Origin of the sequence: Bacteroides sp. AM54-2NS (assembly GCF_003602935.1) — a bacterium.
GTDB lineage: Bacteria > Bacteroidota > Bacteroidia > Bacteroidales > Bacteroidaceae > Bacteroides > Bacteroides xylanisolvens.
The window spans coordinates 46114-64731 of the sequence record NZ_QTMZ01000015.1 but is presented as its reverse complement, the minus strand read 5'-3'; the positions used below and the strand labels follow the sequence as shown (position 1 = coordinate 64731).

Below are 18618 nucleotides of genomic sequence, written 5' to 3'. Positions count from 1 at the left end.
ACGAAAATATATATCACAATGAAATATACGGAAGAAATGATTCTGCACTCCGACAGCGGCTATTGTATGCCGTTCGAGGAGCCGCAGGGGAAAGATGTGGAGATGTCGCTCGGCTACGGCGAACAGGTACACCCGGCAACGGGAGAAAAGTTCTTTCATCACGGAATAGACTTCAACGTGAGGTGTTACATGCTGTCAGCCGTGGCCAGCGGCATCGTGTCAGGTGTGGGCAACGACCCGGTACATGGCATTTGCCAGACGGTCCGTTACGGCGGGTACGAGGTGACATACGGTCATCTGTCGAATGTATTCGCCCAATTCGGACAGCGGGTGAAAGCCGGACAAACGGTGGCTTTGAGCGGCGAACTGCTGCATATAGAAGTCAAATTCAAGGGCGAGGAACTGAACCCAATAGAGTTCCTGACCATGTTGTACGGCAACATCAAGGCTTTGCAGGAAGCCGACGGCAATGGTGCGGCGTCTTTTTACGATGCGGAAACAAGAGTAAAAAACGACTACGAGAAGGATCAAAGGGAAATAGAAGAGCTGATGCTCCGCTTTCTGCCACTTTACATGGAGGATTTACAGCGGGGAGCGTACACGGTGCCCGCACATACGGAGCAGTCGCTGCGCCACATCTTTACAATGGGAGCTGCGAAGGAGTATTTCTATGAGAAGATGCCGAGCATGTACAACCCGCTGGGACTGGGGCGCAAAGCCATGCCGCTGGCCTGCAAGGTACAGAACCTGCTGATAGCGGATTTCCTGAACTACCTTGCCCTGCGGCATGATGTGTACCTTTCCGCAACAGGCGGCGAGGTAAAAAAAAACTTCATGACGAAGCCGTAGCGGGCAGCGGACTCATTGATCCGTTGGCGGAACTGGACATCGACATCCAGAGCTTCGACATACCGAGAATCGTCTCCGTCTATCCCGACCGTGCCGGAGTCCGCTGGTGGACGAAGGCATGGTTCAACAACCGGGAGGAAGGGGAAGCCTCGGTAGAAATCGAGCGGGAACAGGCGATACGTTTCATTCACGACAATATCGAAAAGGACACGTGGCTCGAAGAGTTTTTCCCCAAGCAAATGGAGGTGTACCATAACGCTATCGAGCAGACGAAGGAACAACTGTTGAAACAAATAAACATGATATAGAAAGACATTGATTATATGGACGGAATCAAACATAGCAGAAGGTTTGCGGAGTTGGAGGCCCTGATGAGCAGTTATTTCCGCCATCATCTTGTCCCCGTCATGACGCAGACGCAATCCTACCTGACCGAAAAACAGGGCGAGGAAATGAAAGCGTATTCGACCTCCCTGGGCGGCATACTCGGCATGATGGCGTCAGCGGGGCAACCGCTCGCCGACCCGTACCAGACTCTCAAGGTTACGGGAGAGTGGAACTCCAAGACGACCGAGGACTACATCGGGATGTGCAAGGACAGGATTCTCTCGTCGGAGGAGATGCAGCACGACCTCGCCTACATGGCCGGACAGTGGCGCGATGTCGTTGTGAAGGAAGTCGGACGCGAGCGTTACGATAAACTGTCGCAGGAATTGGGCTGCGACCTCGCCTATGCCTTCGTGGACTATCGTGTAGAGCAACTGATGATAGACCAACTGGTCAAGGAACGTATGCCCAAATCCTCGGCGGACTACATCATCCGTAAGGCGGCAGAATCGAGCCTGCTGGGATTGCCACAGGCTTTGGGGCGCTCGCCGCTGGCCGAAGAGATAGAAAAACGCGGAGAGGTTGCCTACCGGCCGAGCAAGTTGGAGAAAGGTGCGGGCTGGGTGTTGGGGGCTTCGGCCGATACGGTCATGTTGGGCGGTACGGGTTCGTGGACGGCCGTTGCACGGTTCATCGGTGCGGATACGGCAATCTCAGCCGTTGCCGACCATTTCGGGAAGGAGGAAACGCAGCCGCTCTCTGCAGAGGAGTGTATCAGCAAGGGCGTGTTCGGCAGCGACAGCAACGTGTTCGACAGCTTCCGCAAAGAGGCGGCAAGCATACCGGGCAAAGAAAACACGGCTCTTGCCGCAGCCAACGGAAAGTTGCAAAAGAAGATACCGATTGTAACATTCGATTTTATGGACTGGTGGAAAACAGACAATAGAAATATGCCGTGGCGGGAAGAAACCGCCGAGGAGGAACGGAAACGGGTGGAACGGTATAAAGACGTGCCGATGGTTGTCGCTCCCGGACAAGAGGAAGCCTACCTGCAAGATATGGAAAGACGGAAAGCCGAAACGGAGGAACAGACGGAATCGAAACCCAAACAAAGGGAAAAAGAGGAAAAGGAAGTGTCGACTTCCGCCGTCTCTGCGGGGGAAGGGATGCGGCAGGAACAGGCAGGTCAGGGAACACAGACCATACAGACCAACGAGAACGGCTGGGACGAGCTGGTCCGCTCGCTCGGACTGGACGGCATAGGCGATGTCGCGGGTAATCTGGGCTATATACTGGCCATGCTGCCCGACATCCTGCTGGGCGTGTTTACAGGTAGGACACAATCGCTGGGCCTGAAAGACAACCTGCTGCCGATAGCGAGTATAGTGGCAGGTATGTTCGTCAAGAATCCGATGTTGAAGATGCTGCTTATCGGCTTGGGTGGCGCGAACCTGCTGAACAAGGCGGGACACGAGGTGCTGGGAAAAGAACGGACGGAGGGAAACAGAAATGCAGCCACGACCGGTAGAGAGGTACAGTACAGACGCTATCCCGACGAGCCGCTGAATCCGCGTATCGTGAACCCGGCACTACAAGGCTGCACGCTGGTTGCCACGATAGACCGTGTGCCCTGTACGGTGCAGCTCACCCCCGCTATGGCCGACGCTTACCGTGCAGGAGCCTTGCCGCTGAACACGCTGGCCAATGCCGTGCTCGCCCAAAGCGACAAGCTCCGCCAGATGGCTTCGCAGAACTATGACAACGGACAGCAGGAAACCATCGTGCGGACACGGGGCATTCAATAATCCTGTAACCGATAAAAATATGGGAATATGAAAGAAAAATCGCAAATAGAAAAGAATGCCGAGGAGCGTCAGATAGAGCTGCTCTCCACGGCTTTGAACGAAGCGTCGAATGCCGGGGGACACTGGCTCAACGCTACGGGCAAGGGCTTTCCGAAATTTTATCCGAAAGGTGTTGCCGTCAGCCCGTTCAACGGCCTGTTCATGGCCTTGCATTCGGACCGGAACGGGTGCAAGACCAACCTGTTCACCCTTTACAGCGATGCCAAGGCACGCGGCACATCGGTACGCGAGCACGAGCAAGGCGTTCCGTTCCTGTTCTACAACTGGAACAAGTACGTCCACCGCAACAATCCGGAGGACATCATCAGCCGGGACGCTTATCTGAAACTGGACGAGGAGGTGCAGAAACAGTACAAGGGCATACATAACAGGGAGATCCGCACACTTTTCAACATCGACCAGACGACACTGCCCTACGTGGATAAGGAGACTTACGATGCGGTATTGCAGAAAGACGGTAGTGCCGTGGAGCGTGGCTACTCCGAAACCGATGAACGGAGACTGCATATCCGCTTCAACGACTTCCTGCTGAAAATGCGGGACAATCTCGTGCCCGTGCGTTCGGACGGCAGCGGAATGCCCCATTACGAGACGGACCGCGATGCGGTCTATATGCCGCGCCAACGGAACTTCGAGCATTATAACGACTACGTTCAGGAAGCCTTGCGGCAAATCGTGAGCGCCACGGGGCACCAACAACGGCTGGCCCGTGAAGGCATGGTGATGAAAAACGGCATGGGCCTCGGAAGATGCCCTCAAACAGGAACGGCTGATCGTGGAGGTGGCTTCGGGCAGTCAAAATGCTGGAACTGGGACTGCCTGCCCGTCTGTCCGACAAAAGCCTTGAATTGGTAGACTACTGGAACCGGGAACTTAAAGAGAACCCCAACCTGATGGATGCCCTCGAAAGCGACGTGAACAACGCCCTCGAAGTAATCCACAAGGCGGAACGGGGCGAGAAAATCGAATATGCCACGATGCGTAACCGCCGGCAGACTTCGGATATGCAGGAGCAGTTACCCAAGCATTTCTACGTGGCCGATGAAATCCGGAAACACCCGAACAAGGAGGACAAGACCATTGTCATCGTCATCGATCCGTCCTCGAAATCGGCGGATGTGATACTCCCTGCCGGTGCGTCGCCGGAGGTGGACAACGAAGTGCCGGGCATGAACAAGGCCCGTATCGGCAGGGCTTTGCGAAGGGAAGGTATTGAAAACGTGCGTTTCTTCAATCCCGACGGCGCATGGGGGTACAGGCCCGATGATGCCTATTTCGCCAAGAAACAGGTATCACTGGCCCGACTGAAGAACTGGGCACTGGAGATGCTTTCCACACTGGACGTGACGCCTGCGGTCAAACGGGCGGACGAAATCGGTTTCGACCAGATACAGATGATCCAGGACGACAAGAACCGCTGGGCGCTGTATCTGAAGCCCGAACATCAGAACGGGTACAGTATCTATCCAGACAAGGAGGACGTGAACCGTTTTTTCTCCACGCTCAAACAGGCGATGGACAACATCGACAAGGTACGCATGGAACTGGCGCACAAGTATTATGTACTGGCGGAAACACAGCCAGACCTGAAAGTGGACCTGTTCAGCAGCGGGGCGCAGGACATCGACCTGAACCGGATTCAGCGTGTGTCCGTATTCAAGACCAAACAAGAAGGAACTCTGTGCGTGGCGACCATCGACGGGAAGAAACTGCAGCCCCGGAGCGTCACGCGGCAACAGTGGCAGCGCATGTGGCTGGCCGAGGACCGTGCAGAATATAAACGCCATCTGGCGGCCACGCTTTTTGCCGATGTGCTGCGTAAAGGACAGACGCAGGAAGAGACTGCCGGAAAGAAACAAGGAGAAGAGGATACCCTACAGCAGGATAAGGACAAGCACCCCAAGCAAGCCAATGAGGAATCCCCCAAAACTGCTTCATCCTTGAAAGAGTTGCCCATAAAAGATATACCGGAACAACTGTATGACAAATACAAGAAAATCAAAGAGGAACAACCGGAAGCGGTCGTCCTTTTCAAACATGAGAACAAGTATTACGCTTCCATGTATGATGCGGAGACCATAGCGAACGAGCTGGACATGCCTCCGGCCAAAGAACGCATTCCGTATGATGCGGACAAAATCATATTGGTATTTGAACACAGCAATGAGGAAACAAGGCAGCAAATCCATGCGCTGCGGGCATACGTGATGGATTGTGACGGTATGTCCAAGGCGCAGCAAAACGAGCCTGCAGAGGCAACTGACGAACAGAACGAGAACGAACAACGTCCAACCATGAGGAGGTAAAGATATGGCAAACAAGAATCAAGAATATACGGAACAATACGCAGATTATGCGATGGCACAGATGCGGAGGTACGGCATTCCGGCCTCCGTGACGCTGGCACAGGGCATACTGGAAAGTTCCAACGGGCAGAGCCGTTTGGCCGTGAATGAGAACAACCATTTCGGCATCAAGCCACGCCCGAATGGATTGCCGAAGGTGGCCGGTACGGTCTGTATTCCGATGACAAGCCGAACGAGAAGTTTTGCAGCTACGACAGCGTGGGCGATTCGTATGAGCACCACTCACGCTTCCTGAAAGAGAACAGCCGCTATGCCCGCTGTTTCTCGCTCTCGCCCGATGACTACAAGGGCTGGACACAGGGCCTCGAAAAGGCGGGCTATGCCACGGGCGGGCATTATGCCGACAGCCTGCAACGTATCATCGAACAGAACGGGCTGCAAAAGTACGACCGGCAGGTCATGCAGGAAATGGAGACGCAGGGAAAGCGGTTCGGCGTGGAAGAGAACCCGCTCCGTGAGGTCGGAAATACAGTGGACTATTCGTTTCCGGTGGAGCGGAAAGAGTTTCTTTTCGTCACCTCGCCATTCGGTATGCGGCAAGATCCGGCAGACGGCAAGGAACGTATGCACACGGGTATCGACATCCGGTGCGACGGCGATACGGTCCTGGCCACGGAAAAAGACGGCAAGGTCGTCGCTGTCAAAGACAAAGGCCATGCACCCGGTAACAAATCGCTGACCGTGGAATACACCCGTCCGGACGGCAGCAAGGTACAGTGTACCTACATGCACCTCGGCGAAGTTTCCGTAAAGGCAGGCGATACGGTACAGGCAGGCCAGAAGCTCGGCCGTTCCGGTAACACGGGGACACGGACGACCGGGGAGCACCTGCACTTCGGTGTCCGGCAGATTTATGCGGACGGCACGCAGCGGGACGTCGATCCGGCAGCGTATCTGGCTGAAATCGCACAAAAGGGCCACATCAAACAGCAGGTACTACATAACGGCAACGACCTGCTCGCCCGATATAAGGGAACAGAAGAGAATGCCACCGGCAAAAGCCTTTCGCCCGATGCGTGGATGAAAAAACTGCTCTCCTCGGAGGATAGCGGCGTGGGATTGTCGGGGTGCAGTGATCCTGTCGTGGAAATGGCCATGACCGCCTTTACCTCCCTGATGTTACTGGCGACGCAAATCGACAGCAAGAACAAGGAGGAACAAAAGGCAGCCATTTCCGAGGCGATGGACAGCCGGCGTATCGACCTCAAGCGTTGCTGCCGGGCATGAAAACCTGTGACCTCACAGTCGGGGAAAACGGGCGAGCTGTCCTGCAGGCGGACAACGGCAGCGTTCAGGTATCACGGGAACTGGCCTCTGCCGAGTTAAGCCGCCTGTCGGTGACGCTGAACGACAGTTCTCTTTCGGAGGAAGCCAAACGGCTGCGTGTGACCGGCGTGCTGAACACGGTCATCCTCTCGGAGGCGGCGTCGCAGAACTTTGAACGGGGAATGTCCGAACAACGGGCACAATCGGAAAACCTGAAAAGATAATCCCAAAAAGTCATGATAAAACGCGTGATGATACGACTTTGCGGGTACTTGTCCGGGGTGTCCGTCTGCGCCCTGCATATCCTGTTCTGTTCCCGGCTATTCGGTTGGGTAGCAACACTCGTTATCGTGGGCGTCCAACTGGGTATTGCCGGCTGGATTGTCTACATGAGAATACGTGCTCCCGATTAGGAAACGCTTTCAACCTGTTCAACTTCAAGACACCCCGCTTTGTCCGGTGGACTATGTATCACTAAAAGACAAAATAAAATGATTAAATGCAATATTACGGCGTGCGGCACCATCGGCCGCGACGCTTCGATGCGCACGACCAAAGAAGAGAAAACATTCCTGACCTTTCCGCTCCGCGTCGTGCTCCAAGGCAAGGACGGTCGGAACGAAACGGTCGAGATCAGTGTCAGCAAGGAGGGCGGTCAGAAGAAGGTATCCGGCTATCGAAACGGATTGCGTGTCGAGGTTGCGGGGACGCTGTTCCTGAAACGCCGGGGCGAAAAGCTCTATTTCAACCTCTTTGCCGACCGTATCGGCCCGGCGGCGGACATCGCGGATTCCATCAAGGGCGAACTGTCGTTCCGGGGCAAGGTGGGCAAGAACATCGAGGAACGGAAGGACAAAAAGGATAAGTCCTACACGATGTTCTCTGCATTCAGCACCGAAAAGGTCGATGAGAATTTCGAGTACCAATGGGTGCGTTTCTTCTGCTTCGACAGGCAACGTGAAGAGTGGCTGCAACCGGGCGTCAAGGTAGAAGCCAAGGGCGAAATGACGGTCTCGGTACATAACGGGAAGCCGGACATCTCCTGCCGGGTGGAAGAACTGGCGCAATATATTCCCGAATCGGATAACTTCAATCAGTAGCAGTCATGGCCGGTTATAGAAAGCGAAATACGGAGGGGCCGAGCAGCGAGGACAAGGCGCTGGACCTCTTTGCCGAGATGATGATCGAGAAAATCGAAAGCATCCACAAGGACTGGCATAAGCCGTGGTTTACCGAGGGGGCACTGCAATGGCCGCGTAACCTTTCCGGGCGGGAGTACAACGGTATGAACGCCCTTATGTTACTGTTGCATTGTGAGAATGAGGGGTACAAGATTCCGCGCTTCTGCACCTTTGACTGCGTGCAGCGGCTCAACAAGCCCGGCAAGGACGGGCAGGAATTACCCCGTGTATCTGTACTGCGCGGCGAGAAATCGTTTCCCGTCATGCTGACCACATTCACCTGCATACATAAGGAAACAAAGGAGAAAATCAAGTACGACGACTACAAGAAACTCTCCGACGAAGAGAAGGCGCAATACAATGTCTATCCGAAAATGCAGGTGTTCCGGGTGTTCAATGTCGCCCAGACCAACCTGCAGGAGGCTCGACCGGAGTTATGGGAGCAGTTGGAAAGAGAGAACGGGAAAAGGGTCGAAAACGGCGAACATTTCAGTTTTGGGCCTGTCGATGCGATGATAAAGGACAACCTTTGGATTTGTCCCATCAAACCGACGCACCAAAACGAAGCATACTACTCAATCACAAAGAACGAGATTGTCGTACCCGAAAAGGAGCAGTTCAGAGACGGGGAATCTTTCTACGGAACGCTGTTCCATGAGATGGTCCATTCCACGGGTGCCGAAGGTGTGCTTGACCGACTCCAACCTACCTCTTTCGGTTCGAAAGAGTATGCCCGCGAGGAACTGGTGGCCGAACTGGGCAGCGCGTTGGTCGCACAACGCTACGGCATGACCAAGCATATAAAGGAAGACAGTTGCGCATACCTCAAAGGGTGGCTCGATGAGTTGAAAGAATCCCCACAGTTTATCAAGACAACGCTTCTGGACGTGAAAAGAGCTTCGTCAATCGTTACTCAAAAGGTGGATAAGATTGCGCAGGAGTTGGAACAAAATGTTACCGAAGAGCAAGAGGACAAACGCTCTGCCAAGGAACGTATTTTTTATGCTTCGGTGGCCTATCTCCAAACCGCTGACGACACGAAGCAACTGGACGAATTGAAGGACAAAGGCGACTACAAGGGTCTGCTTGCGCTCGCCAAGGAGTATTACGACGGCAACGGCATGGACGAGCAGCATACATACGCTTCTCCCCTCCAGAACCGGGGCGATGACCTGCTGATTGAAGATAAGGACTTTGCCGTGGTGTACAACGGAAGTGTCGGAGGCACATACGACATCATGCTGAAATACACGGAACAGGAGGTGCGGGACCATATCACACGTTACGGCACAGACCGTGCCAGCGATGATGTGAAAGAGGTGGCCAAAGATATGGCGGCGGAACAGTTTGCTGAACTGACACATCAGAGAATGCCGGTATTCGAAATGCCAAACGGAGATATTCTGTATGCAAGGTACAACAGGGACAAGGATACGCTGGACGTGGGTACGGCCACCAATGCAGGGATGGCCGTACAACATCATTACCCTTATGACCACAACATGACGCTGGAGGCCAACCTGCAAGCCGTGAACGAGAAGCTGAACGAGCTTGAAGAATACAGGGAGGAGCTACAAGAGGCGGAATATGGCGGCGGTCTGCGTCGGTAACGGCAGCGTAATATGAAGAATGTGGAGCGATTTCATACTGAAGGCGCTCCACATCCTTATAGTCCCTACCGGTTTTCATTCCGCTACAGACTATATGTTATCATTACGACAGCAGTTTGTCAATCATTGACTGTAACTGCAGCATATCGCAATATTGATTGTTTCCGCCGGTATAATCCTTTGCGTGCCGGGCAGTCCGTATCATGAACGAACCGAGTTCTATCTTTATCCCATCATCCATCCGCACATCCGCAGAATGGTTTATGTATACAAACTTACCATTACGTTCAATAAAGCAACTTGTATAATAATGCCCCTTATTCTCGGATACGACCGCCGCATCCACGGCTTCTGCATATTTGGATATTTCACGTAGCAATGCCGTTTGGAAATTACTGTATTCCTTTGAAACATAAGTTTCTGCGTCTGCAAGGACAGAAGATTGCCATTGGGTATAAAAAGTCTGTGTCATATTCTTTCAATTCTAATTCTGTAAATAAATTAGGCACATAGCAATAAAAGTATTGAATTTATAGTATTCAATTAACATTTAAGCAATTACCATGATGTTTTCAGAGACCAAAATTACGGAGATTTATTGTATGACAGATGATTTTTGCAAAGAAATTGCTCAATTTCAGGAAAAATATATGGTTGAAGATAAAGATATTGAATATTCCATGCCCCACTTCCTTTAATATAACTTTATTTCCAACTCCCTTTCTACCATAACAGCATACTGTTTTTGAAAGAAGCCCGCCATTGATGTATGTTTTTCAAAGACGGGCAACTGGCTATATTTTGAATTATACTCACGTTAAATAGCTTTCCCAATTCTCTTTGTCGATAGTTAATTTGTTCATTTCCCAATCGTATTCCACTTCCGGTATATCGGAATAAGGGAAGTGCACGGTATAGCCTATCTGCCGTAGGAGCAATGCAGCGGTACAACGCAAATTTCCTGACCGCAATAAGACTGTGGCGTACAGTATTTCTTCCAATCAAAACGGCCTGCAACTATATTGCAGCAGAGCAGTTTTAGAGCCATTATGCCTTTCCAACTCTGAAAATCTTTCTTGTAACTTGCTCTTTTCATAATGAATACCATTTAATGAGCCATGTTGTAGTAAATTTCGGGTTCGCTCGATACGTTGTAAATCTGACTCCCGCAACGTACCAATAGGGCGTTTTTTCCGTAGTAAAGCTGCTTCATGCCGGTTATGTTCCCCGTGCGGTGAAAGTTTGGGAAACGGCTTATTCCTGCCTTTTCGGCGTCTCGTGTGTAGAGGGTTTTCGTTCTCATTGCATGGTTGTTTTTAATGTTTCATAAAGTTTTTCTATCATGGCTTCCGCCTGCTCCATATCGCTCACGATGTCTTTGATTCGGTAAGGTGCGCCGTTCTTGCCATGCCCGTCCGTACCAATCCACAGGTAGGCTTCATAGTCGGGGTCGAAGTCTTCGTAATATGTTTCAACTTCCTGTAACAAGCTGTCGGTGTCATTGCCTTTCATCTCAACCGAGAAACTGAAATCCTGCCCGTGAGGTGTGTATTGCTGAAAATCGAACACCACGAGGTTCGGTTTGTCGGTATCGGTTTTAACTTGCCAGCCTAATTGTTCAGCTATGGCGATAATCTGTTCTATTGCTGTCATTGTTCTGTTTTTTTATTTCCCTTTTCTTGAAGCCTTCCGACTTCGCCCAAAGGGTTGATTTTTACGTGCAATTCCCAACGGCGAAAGCAAGAACAGCAGGCAAGGAACGGAGGTTAAAATTTTATGAAATGCCGCAATCTGCGATTGCGGAAAGTTTGCGTCAAATTTTATCCGGAGTAGCGAAGCGGTACTTGACACGCTGTTCGTTCGCCGTACCTTTGCTGCGTAAAAACAGGCCGTGGCGATAGTGGAGATTCCATGAAATGATACGCCCAAGCATACAAAGGGAATGGAGGCAAAGATCTCCGGCCGTTACAACAGGAAACGACGGCAGTATGTGTCTGGGGTATAAAGGGCAAAAAAAACGTCGAACGATTGTCCATCGGACAAAATGTAAGGGAATGGAAAAAGAATTGTCTGTATAACAGAATGTTCGACATGGCCTTTATCGGGAATATGAACAACCACCTGTCCCGATTGGCAGGTGGTTGCCCGATATAACTTCCGCAGCCGGTATCAGGCGGCCATGCGCTTTCGGATAAGGGCGATGTTCTTATGCACGAGGTTCATAATCCGCTTGTGATATTTCGTATTTTTATTACACAGTCCTCTCGACTGCAGCACCTTGAATGTTTCGAGGCTCAATTCTACGGTCTCGACCCTCTTGTCCTCTATCCGTGCGGAGAATACCAGCGTATCCGGTTTGAGGTAATATTCGCACTGTCCCACGCAGTGGTGCAACGCATTACCCTCGTCGTAGTAGGCTTCCACGCTATCCAGTACACGGACGACTATCGTTCCGTCCGTGAACTCCAGACCGAAGAACTTGCCTTTCAACTCCCTAAAACGTGCCTCGTTTTCCCTCGCCCGTTTCATCTGCTCCTTGCGTTTTTCCTGCTCTTGGAGAATACGCACCTTGTTCTGATACTTGTCATGCTCGGCTTTCAAATCGGCGGGGCAAACATAGTGGGCGTTGTGCAAGTCCTTGCCGCATCTGTCGAGCATACGGAGATAATCCACCCATATTCCAATGTCCGTTATCCGATACTTCTGGCGTAACACGATTTTGTAGGACGGCCAACAGAAATCCAAATCCTGCGGGTGGTCGATGAAGTGCTTGAGGTCTCGTTTGCGTCCACTTTTAAGTATTGTCTCCACTCGGCTGTCCGATAGCAGGGCTTTCATCAGCTTTTGCGGGGCGATGTCGGCAAACGACCCTTTCAGCCCGTTGCGCCGTAACTTCGGGATAACCGTGTAGCCCGGACAGACATAACAGTCGGCTATGCGTTGGTACACGTAATTGTCGTTCCGCAGTTCCAATCCCGACCCGTACAGAAAGCTGTCCAAATAACACCCCATTGTCCGTTGCAAGGCTGTCAAAGCGGTTTTCCCGTTCTCGTCCAACCAGTATCTCGCCACTTCGCACACGTCTGTCCATGCGTTCTTGCCTTTGCGGTAACAGACATTCATTCTGAAAATCCGCTGCACCTGAAATCCGTCCTGCGTGGTGATGACAGAAAAATAGCTTTTCTCATCTGTCTTGCGGCAAAGCGTGTCTTTGAGCGTCAGTTTGGCGTGGCAGTTCGGGCAATGGCAACGCTTCGCCTTTGTCTCGTTCCACCTATGACCGCAATCGAGGCAGGTCGTTTGTCCGCTCGGTGTACGAAAAGCGTAATGTCCGACGGTATGCCGGAACGCCCATTCTGCCTGTTTCTCCGTGATAGGCAGCAACCGCCCGTTGGCGGCTACTACCTGATGCTGAAATTTTGTCCGTGCTTTCATGGTCAGAAATCGAAGAGTGAGAGTTCCGTTTGGGTATTCTGTACAGCTTTGGCGGTCGGCTTCGGCCTGCTGTGGCGTTGCTGTATCTTGCGCATTTCTTCCTCCTGATAGGCTTTCAGCGCGTCTTTTCGGGCTTGCGCCTTTTCTTCTTCGGTCAGCTCCACCTTGTGATTGACCACGACGCCACAACTGATAGGTTTGCCCACGTCGATGTTGTCCTCATCATAGTAATGAATGGCGAGCGACCACACCTCGTCGTCGGTCATTCCGCAACAGCCGCTTGCCTTGACTTGATTGAGAATGAATGTGATACAATCGTCCAAGTTTTTGTTTTCTTTGGCATAGGAGACGGCGAAAAGTTCGTCCGTCCGTGCCTTGCCGTCCAAGTATTCCTTGATAGTCCGTTTGAAATGTTCCGTACCTTTCATCGTTCAGCGTTTTGAGGTTAAAAATGATAGTCGATGACACCGCCGATGTAAAGCAGCGTACCGGGTTTAAATTCACATGCCTGCCGCAGGAACTCGTAGGATTGCTCGGCGTTGGATTGCAGCCCCTCCTCGTCCATGTAGAACCAGTAAGCGGTATCGAGCGGGTTTTTCAGGAACTTTTCGAGTTGATAGACCGGGCCAATCCAGTCCTGCACGCTTTCGGGGGTAAGGCTTCCGCCCTGCTTCGAATGTCTGCGATGAAATCTTCTCTCCATCGTTCCGCACCGCCTTTGTAGCGTATGGTATCGTCGGAAACAAGCTCGAACATGCCTTTGGGCAGAATGTTGTTTACCAAGTTGTCGATATGGAACTGGCGTTCCTCATCGTCAATCTCCGCACAATAGTCAAAGAAACTATCGTCGCCCTGCGTGAGGGTGTCCTCGTTCAGGTAGTTGTCCTTGCTCACCCGTGTTTCGGTAATTTGAAAAATCTTGCTGTGCATAACTTTAAATTTTTAATTTGTTGAACTTGCTTTTTTCTTCTCCCTGCTTTCGGAGCCTTTCGGCTTCCTTGGCGGGAGAGATTTTACATGCAAGCCAGACAGCGGGGAAAGGACGGAAAGGCAAGCAAACGGCCGGAGAATTTCACGGAATACCCAACCCGTCGAGGTACGAGGCGGGGGCTGAAAGGCCATCTTCGATTTGCGGAAGGCTGCCGGGCAAATCCGCGAGCCGTTAGCATAGTGGTGCTTGACGCCGGACGACCGCTGTACCTTTGCATGAGAAAATCCAACCGGCGAGGAGGCAACGGGGGCGAGATCAGGGAAAGAATGGGATAACCGGAATAAAAGAGGAAGAAGCCCGATTGTATATAGAAGTGGGAATAACGGCTAAAAAAGAAAATCTGCCTGTGAGGGCGATTGACAAAAAAAGCCCCTGAACCTTTTGACCGTCCAAGGGACTTCACGTGCCCGGCAAAGCGGAATTTTCGGAACGCGAGCCGGATTATAAGGTGGCTTTTAATCGTAATGCATAATTCAACAGATATTTTCCTGAATCGGAAAACTCTTTTTTATTTCCTGTATAGACATACCCGTGGCTCTCATAAAATTTTCTTGCTGCAAAATTTTCTTCCAACACCCACAGGTAAACCTCTTTTACATCGTGACTTTTTGCTGTTGTAAGGAAATGGCGCATAAGTTTTGTCCCAACACCTTCTCCTTGAAAGAACGGATCTACATACAACTCTTTCAATTCCCATATACTGTTTTTACAATCCAGTTTCATCATCCCCTTTACAATCCCGTCATCAAAAACATATATATCGTCCAAAGCTCCTATAACATCCTGATAATATAATGCAAGACGCAATACCGACATTTCATTAAAGGAAACATCATCGTTTTGAAAAATAGGGCGAAAGGCTTTTCTTTTAGAGAAAATCTGTATTTCCGCAAGTCTTGAAGCATCCTTTATCGTGGCAACTCTAATCATTTTTTTGTTTTTATAATTTTGTATTTACATATTATTTTCCCAAAAGTTTCTGTTCTTCACATACTATCCGGCACTGTTTCCAGTATGTTTTTTTCAGAAGCAAATATATAAAAATCAATTCCACAAGGTGCCATGAACGACTTTTTTTATTAAGATTCACAGGAATGTGATATAAAAGAGTTTAACTCCTCCGACGTTCCTTTGCAGCTGCATAGGGTGTCGTGTGTCTTGCCTTGATTTGTCGGGTAACGTCAGGAGCAAAAACGGGAAACGCTATCGGGAGGTAGAAAGGAATGGAAATGGGGTATAAGGGTTATAACAGGTGGACGTCCGCTTAAAAAGGAATTTCTTGTGACATGCCGGGTATGGCATATAACTGGAGAGACGACCTTGCGGAATAAAGCCCCCGAAACCGGCTTTGCAGGTTCGGAGGCTTGTGCCGCATGAGGCTATTTATCAGCGTTTGCCGTGCGCCTGTCCCAGAAGATAGTCTTGCAGGGATTGGTAGCGGTTTTGAATATTAGCGTTTTCATTGAAACCGTTCAGGCAATGAAGCAATGCTTTTTCGAGCGTGATGTATCGGCGGCTGAAAGTCTGTACGTTATCCAAGCAACAGGCTTCCAAAGCGTATTTGAACGGTGCAAAATTTTCAGGTTCTTTCCGAATCCGCACATGCCACAGGAAGAACAACTGAATCGTGAAACTGTCGGATTCACCTGCTTTCATCAAATGTTCTTCATCGAGCAACCGTCGGACAAGCTCCGGGGTAAGCTGGCAATCATTTTTCCGGTAATACATGCGTTTTGCCGTATTATAGGCTGCAAACTGTTCGATGTCCTGTGCCGTCTGCCTGTATACTTCCGAGTAAAATGCACGTACTTCTTTACCTGTAACAACGATTTTCTCGTCTCCGAACTCGTATTCATACGCTTTTTCATCGGAGATTTCCTCTTCTGTTAAGGTCTTGAACCCGTAACATTCCGTTACGATGAACGGTTCTTTTCCGAACTCCGCCAGAGATTCGAGGGCATGGAGGCTGTTGCAGGAGAAGAACATGTCGTTTCCAATACTTTCACCGCTTTCCAGCAGCCGGATTTTTACGTCTTCGGAATCGTTGGTGTACTTCCATACTATCCGACAACTTGCATAATGGGGCTTCCTGCCGTTCGCCTCGACAAATCCGGCAAATCCGCTCTTGATGGCGGCCTTTGTCTTCTCTACATCCGTCAGGACGCTTCGTGCCTTACAGGTTTCGCACCGGCCGAATTGCAAAGAATCGTCGAAATTTCCGTTATCACTTTGGTGTTGGGGTTTACTGTGGCTTCGCATACTACCTGCGTACCGCCACATCGTGTACATATTATACTCATATCTTGTCAAGATTAAAAATTAATATATCTTTCTATCCGCTATATTGAACTTGTCGATAAGGTTCAGCCAATGGCTGCAATTCCTTTTCAACAAAACAATTTATCCAGATTCTGCTTAAAGCGTAGCATTAGGCGACACTTCCCATCGCATTTACGAACCGACCCCATATAGGCGCATTGACCGCTTGTTTCATCAAACAAAAAACATGACTGCCGGAATGCCTCAAAAATTCTTATCTTAACCTGTTCGTCCAGAACTTTCCCTTCCATAATTTGATTACCATTTGCGTGCATAATACATAAAAGTTAAATTAAACTCCGAGTTATTTATTTCCCTCCTCTCGGAAGCTTTTCAGCTTTCCTTGCCGGGAGAGATTTTACATGCAGATCAGACAGCGGGGAAAGGACGGGAAGGCAAGCAAACAGCCGGGGATTTCACGGAATACCCAACCCGACAGGCGCAGCAAGGAGGGAACTGAAAGGACATCTTCGATTTGGGAAGGCTGCCGGGCAAATCCACGAGCGGTTAGCATGGCGGTACTTGACACCGGACGACCGCTGTACCTTTGCATGGGAAAATCCAACCGGCGAGAAAGTGGCGGAAACGAGATAAGGGAAAGAAGGAGATACGATAGTGGAGTAAAAGGGGAAGAAGCCGGACTGTATAAAAAAGCCGGAACATTGGCTAAAAAAGGAGGTCGTTCCGTGGAAACGGCGTACAGAGAAAGTCCTCTCGAACTTTTACTGTCCGAGAGGGCTTATCGTCTACTCTATAAAATGGTAATGGGCATTTTGGCATTCTCCGTTCGATTGTGTCTTTTGCAAAACGTCATCGACGCTGGAATATCGGCTAAAACAGCCGTTATATATCTGCTTGCCGTCGAGCGTTATCCGTTGCAGGTAACAGCCGCATACTCCGTCACGGCTACGGTCAGCGACAAAATAGAACACGATACCGTTGCTGTACGACAATCGCAATTCCGTATAGTTTATCTCGGTTTTGGGCTGTTCGGTCGGCAGACGGGTATTGAAATAACCCGTAGCCAGCATGACCTGTCCGGCGAAACGCATGGCTTCTGCCCGATATTTTTTCATGGCCGAAGCCACGGGGCTTTCGTCCCGACCGTTTCCGACAAACGATGCGGGCAGGCTTCTGTTCCTGTAAGACAGTTTGAACATGCCGACCTCTTCCTGCACCACGGGCAGGCCGACAGCTTCGTACTCCTCTTTCGTCATTTCGATGAAACGTGTGCGTTCCTCGTCCAGATAGAGGCGGTAAGCGGGTTTCACCCGCTCCCGCTTCTCTTCATATTCCGCCTGTTCCCGTGCGTTCATGCAGTTATAAACGTGTCGGGACACTCTCCGCACCGCATTGACGAAAGTCGGGCTTTTGCATATCCCGAAATGCCGGGCGAAGTCGGGTACAGTCCCGATAAAGCCGTACTCTTTCCAATGATAGGTTCTCATGGCTGTCTGTCCGATTTAATCCACGACCACATATTCATTGATACTGCAGCAAGAATCGGGGTTTTCCTGCGCCCATTCTTCAAACAGAGCCTTGGCATCCTGTTCCGAGCGGACGGTTTTTCCTGCGACCTCGCCAAGCCACGCAAACAGGCTCTCCCTGTCGGCAAAATATTCGCAGAAGTATTTGCCTTTGGCAGTACATAAATCGACTATGTATTTGTCGGTAAAATACTTGCCTTCGCTGTCGTTGGTCTCGTAGAAGCCCATTCCCGGCTCTTCGGTCTGGTAATAATAACGGAGCGATGGGAATTTCTCGCACACGAGGTCGAATGTCTCGTTGCATGGCCCCCATGCCGTCTCCGTCGTAAAGCGGAGGGTTTCGCCTACCATTTCGAGGTTTGCCCAATCTCCCCGACAACTCACCTTGTCCCAGTCCTTGCCCAAGGCATCCACAAGACACCCCAGCCATGATGTCCCGAAGCCGTTTTTCACGGCAGGCGTTTTTCTGTCCTGCAAATCTTTCATCAACTCATAGAGGCTTTTGATTTCCTGCGCGTCGCCCTCTATCACATACGCTGTTGAACACCAGTTTGGCATAATCGTTAATTTTTATTCGTTAAACTTTTTCTTCCCTTTTTTCGGAAGCTGTTCCGGCTTCCTTATCGGGATAGATTTTACATGCAGGCCAGACAGCGGGAAAATGAGGAAAAGGCAAGGAAACCGCCGGGGATTGAACGGAATACCCAACCCGACAGCGCAGCACGGCGGGGACCGAAAGGTCATCTTCGATTTGGGAAGGCTGCCGGGCAAATCCGCGAGCCGGTTAGCGGAGCGGTACTTGACGACCGAATGACGCTGTACCTTCGCATGGGAAAATCACACCGACAAGGGAGTGCGGCAGGGAGCGATAAGAACGAGAATAAATAAAAAGGAGAGGTGAACGGGATATAACGGGTATAGA

General features: G+C 50.7%; 16 protein-coding genes and 4 pseudogenes. 9 read left to right on the top strand and 11 right to left on the bottom strand.

Annotation, left to right across the window (positions count from 1 at the left end; all coding sequences use genetic code 11):
* Positions 1-18 precede the first annotated feature (18 nt).
* From DXA05_RS11390 to DXA05_RS11360, 8 genes and pseudogenes are all read left to right on the top strand, one after another.
* The gene (locus tag DXA05_RS11390) at positions 19-849 is read left to right on the top strand and encodes a M23 family metallopeptidase (RefSeq protein ID WP_008655033.1); all 831 of its coding nucleotides are present in this window, start codon (positions 19-21) and stop codon (positions 847-849) included.
* A gap of 23 nt (positions 850-872) precedes the next feature.
* Entirely contained in the window at positions 873-1157 is a 285-nt protein-coding gene (locus DXA05_RS11385) for a hypothetical protein (protein ID WP_008655032.1), read from the top strand.
* Positions 1158-1172: 15 nt separating this feature from the next.
* Positions 1173-2981, top strand: a complete 1809-nt coding sequence (locus DXA05_RS11380) for a hypothetical protein (RefSeq protein ID WP_044301931.1) — start codon at positions 1173-1175, stop codon at positions 2979-2981.
* 27 nt (positions 2982-3008) lie between these two features.
* A pseudogene (locus tag DXA05_RS11375) lies at positions 3009-5347 on the top strand (ArdC-like ssDNA-binding domain-containing protein).
* 4 nt (positions 5348-5351) lie between these two features.
* Positions 5352-6897 (top strand): annotated as a pseudogene (locus DXA05_RS11370) (glucosaminidase domain-containing protein).
* A gap of 12 nt (positions 6898-6909) precedes the next feature.
* Complete coding sequence (locus tag DXA05_RS26490) at positions 6910-7086, top strand: hypothetical protein (protein WP_008655028.1); 177 nt, start codon at positions 6910-6912, stop codon at positions 7084-7086.
* Positions 7087-7164: 78 nt separating this feature from the next.
* The gene (locus DXA05_RS11365) at positions 7165-7773 is read left to right on the top strand and encodes a hypothetical protein (protein ID WP_008655026.1); all 609 of its coding nucleotides are present in this window, start codon (positions 7165-7167) and stop codon (positions 7771-7773) included.
* A gap of 5 nt (positions 7774-7778) precedes the next feature.
* Positions 7779-9464, top strand: coding sequence for a zincin-like metallopeptidase domain-containing protein (locus DXA05_RS11360; RefSeq protein ID WP_008655024.1), 1686 nt, complete (start codon positions 7779-7781; stop codon positions 9462-9464).
* Between the two features lie 103 nt (positions 9465-9567).
* Here DXA05_RS11360 and DXA05_RS11355 read toward each other — a convergent pair whose 3' ends face one another.
* The 11 genes and pseudogenes from DXA05_RS11355 to DXA05_RS11285 form a co-directional block, all read right to left on the bottom strand.
* Entirely contained in the window at positions 9568-9936 is a 369-nt protein-coding gene (locus tag DXA05_RS11355; protein WP_008655022.1) for a hypothetical protein, read from the bottom strand.
* 340 nt (positions 9937-10276) lie between these two features.
* Positions 10277-10560: pseudogene (locus DXA05_RS11350) on the bottom strand (hypothetical protein).
* A gap of 12 nt (positions 10561-10572) precedes the next feature.
* Positions 10573-10767, bottom strand: a complete 195-nt coding sequence (locus tag DXA05_RS11345; RefSeq protein WP_008655004.1) for a hypothetical protein — start codon at positions 10765-10767, stop codon at positions 10573-10575.
* Positions 10764-11117, bottom strand: a complete 354-nt coding sequence (locus DXA05_RS11340; RefSeq protein WP_008655002.1) for a hypothetical protein — start codon at positions 11115-11117, stop codon at positions 10764-10766. Before DXA05_RS11340 ends, DXA05_RS11345 begins: the two co-directional genes overlap by 4 nt.
* A gap of 516 nt (positions 11118-11633) precedes the next feature.
* On the bottom strand, positions 11634-12899 hold the full coding sequence (locus DXA05_RS11330; protein ID WP_008654999.1) for a PcfJ domain-containing protein: 1266 nt from the start codon (positions 12897-12899) through the stop codon (positions 11634-11636).
* Positions 12900-12901: 2 nt separating this feature from the next.
* Entirely contained in the window at positions 12902-13327 is a 426-nt protein-coding gene (locus DXA05_RS11325) for a PcfK-like family protein (RefSeq protein ID WP_008654998.1), read from the bottom strand.
* 17 nt (positions 13328-13344) lie between these two features.
* Positions 13345-13829: pseudogene (locus tag DXA05_RS11320) on the bottom strand (hypothetical protein).
* A 502-nt stretch (positions 13830-14331) separates the two neighbouring features.
* Positions 14332-14820 carry a GNAT family N-acetyltransferase gene (locus DXA05_RS11310; protein WP_008654991.1) on the bottom strand — a complete coding sequence of 163 codons (489 nt, stop codon included), beginning with the start codon at positions 14818-14820 and terminating at the stop codon, positions 14332-14334.
* Positions 14821-15276: 456 nt separating this feature from the next.
* Positions 15277-16200 carry a hypothetical protein gene (locus DXA05_RS11305; protein ID WP_284515529.1) on the bottom strand — a complete coding sequence of 308 codons (924 nt, stop codon included), beginning with the start codon at positions 16198-16200 and terminating at the stop codon, positions 15277-15279.
* Between the two features lie 755 nt (positions 16201-16955).
* A complete protein-coding gene (locus DXA05_RS11290; RefSeq protein ID WP_225719306.1) occupies positions 16956-17657 on the bottom strand; it encodes a hypothetical protein in 702 nt (233 codons plus the stop codon).
* Positions 17658-17672: 15 nt separating this feature from the next.
* Entirely contained in the window at positions 17673-18254 is a 582-nt protein-coding gene (locus DXA05_RS11285; protein ID WP_007571996.1) for a hypothetical protein, read from the bottom strand.
* 81 nt (positions 18255-18335) lie between these two features.
* Here DXA05_RS11285 and DXA05_RS11280 point away from each other — a divergent pair, with 81 nt between their 5' ends.
* Complete coding sequence (locus DXA05_RS11280) at positions 18336-18584, top strand: hypothetical protein (RefSeq protein ID WP_007571995.1); 249 nt, start codon at positions 18336-18338, stop codon at positions 18582-18584.
* Positions 18585-18618 lie beyond the last annotated feature (34 nt).

Bases quoted from the DNA above. Each gene is read 5' to 3' on its own strand.
- DXA05_RS11390 (WP_008655033.1), top strand. From the start codon at position 19: ATGAAATATACGGAAGAAATGATTCTGCACTCCGACAGCGGCTATTGT.
- DXA05_RS11380 (WP_044301931.1), top strand. From the start codon at position 1,173: ATGGACGGAATCAAACATAGCAGAAGGTTTGCGGAGTTGGAGGCCCTG.
- DXA05_RS26490 (WP_008655028.1), top strand. From the start codon at position 6,910: ATGATAAAACGCGTGATGATACGACTTTGCGGGTACTTGTCCGGGGTG.
- DXA05_RS11365 (WP_008655026.1), top strand. From the start codon at position 7,165: ATGATTAAATGCAATATTACGGCGTGCGGCACCATCGGCCGCGACGCT.
- DXA05_RS11360 (WP_008655024.1), top strand. From the start codon at position 7,779: ATGGCCGGTTATAGAAAGCGAAATACGGAGGGGCCGAGCAGCGAGGAC.
- DXA05_RS11355 (WP_008655022.1), bottom strand. From the start codon at position 9,936: ATGACACAGACTTTTTATACCCAATGGCAATCTTCTGTCCTTGCAGAC.
- DXA05_RS11345 (WP_008655004.1), bottom strand. From the start codon at position 10,767: ATGAGAACGAAAACCCTCTACACACGAGACGCCGAAAAGGCAGGAATA.
- DXA05_RS11340 (WP_008655002.1), bottom strand. From the start codon at position 11,117: ATGACAGCAATAGAACAGATTATCGCCATAGCTGAACAATTAGGCTGG.
- DXA05_RS11330 (WP_008654999.1), bottom strand. From the start codon at position 12,899: ATGAAAGCACGGACAAAATTTCAGCATCAGGTAGTAGCCGCCAACGGG.
- DXA05_RS11325 (WP_008654998.1), bottom strand. From the start codon at position 13,327: ATGAAAGGTACGGAACATTTCAAACGGACTATCAAGGAATACTTGGAC.
- DXA05_RS11310 (WP_008654991.1), bottom strand. From the start codon at position 14,820: ATGATTAGAGTTGCCACGATAAAGGATGCTTCAAGACTTGCGGAAATA.
- DXA05_RS11290 (WP_225719306.1), bottom strand. From the start codon at position 17,657: ATGAGAACCTATCATTGGAAAGAGTACGGCTTTATCGGGACTGTACCC.
- DXA05_RS11285 (WP_007571996.1), bottom strand. From the start codon at position 18,254: ATGCCAAACTGGTGTTCAACAGCGTATGTGATAGAGGGCGACGCGCAG.
- DXA05_RS11280 (WP_007571995.1), top strand. From the start codon at position 18,336: ATGCAGGCCAGACAGCGGGAAAATGAGGAAAAGGCAAGGAAACCGCCG.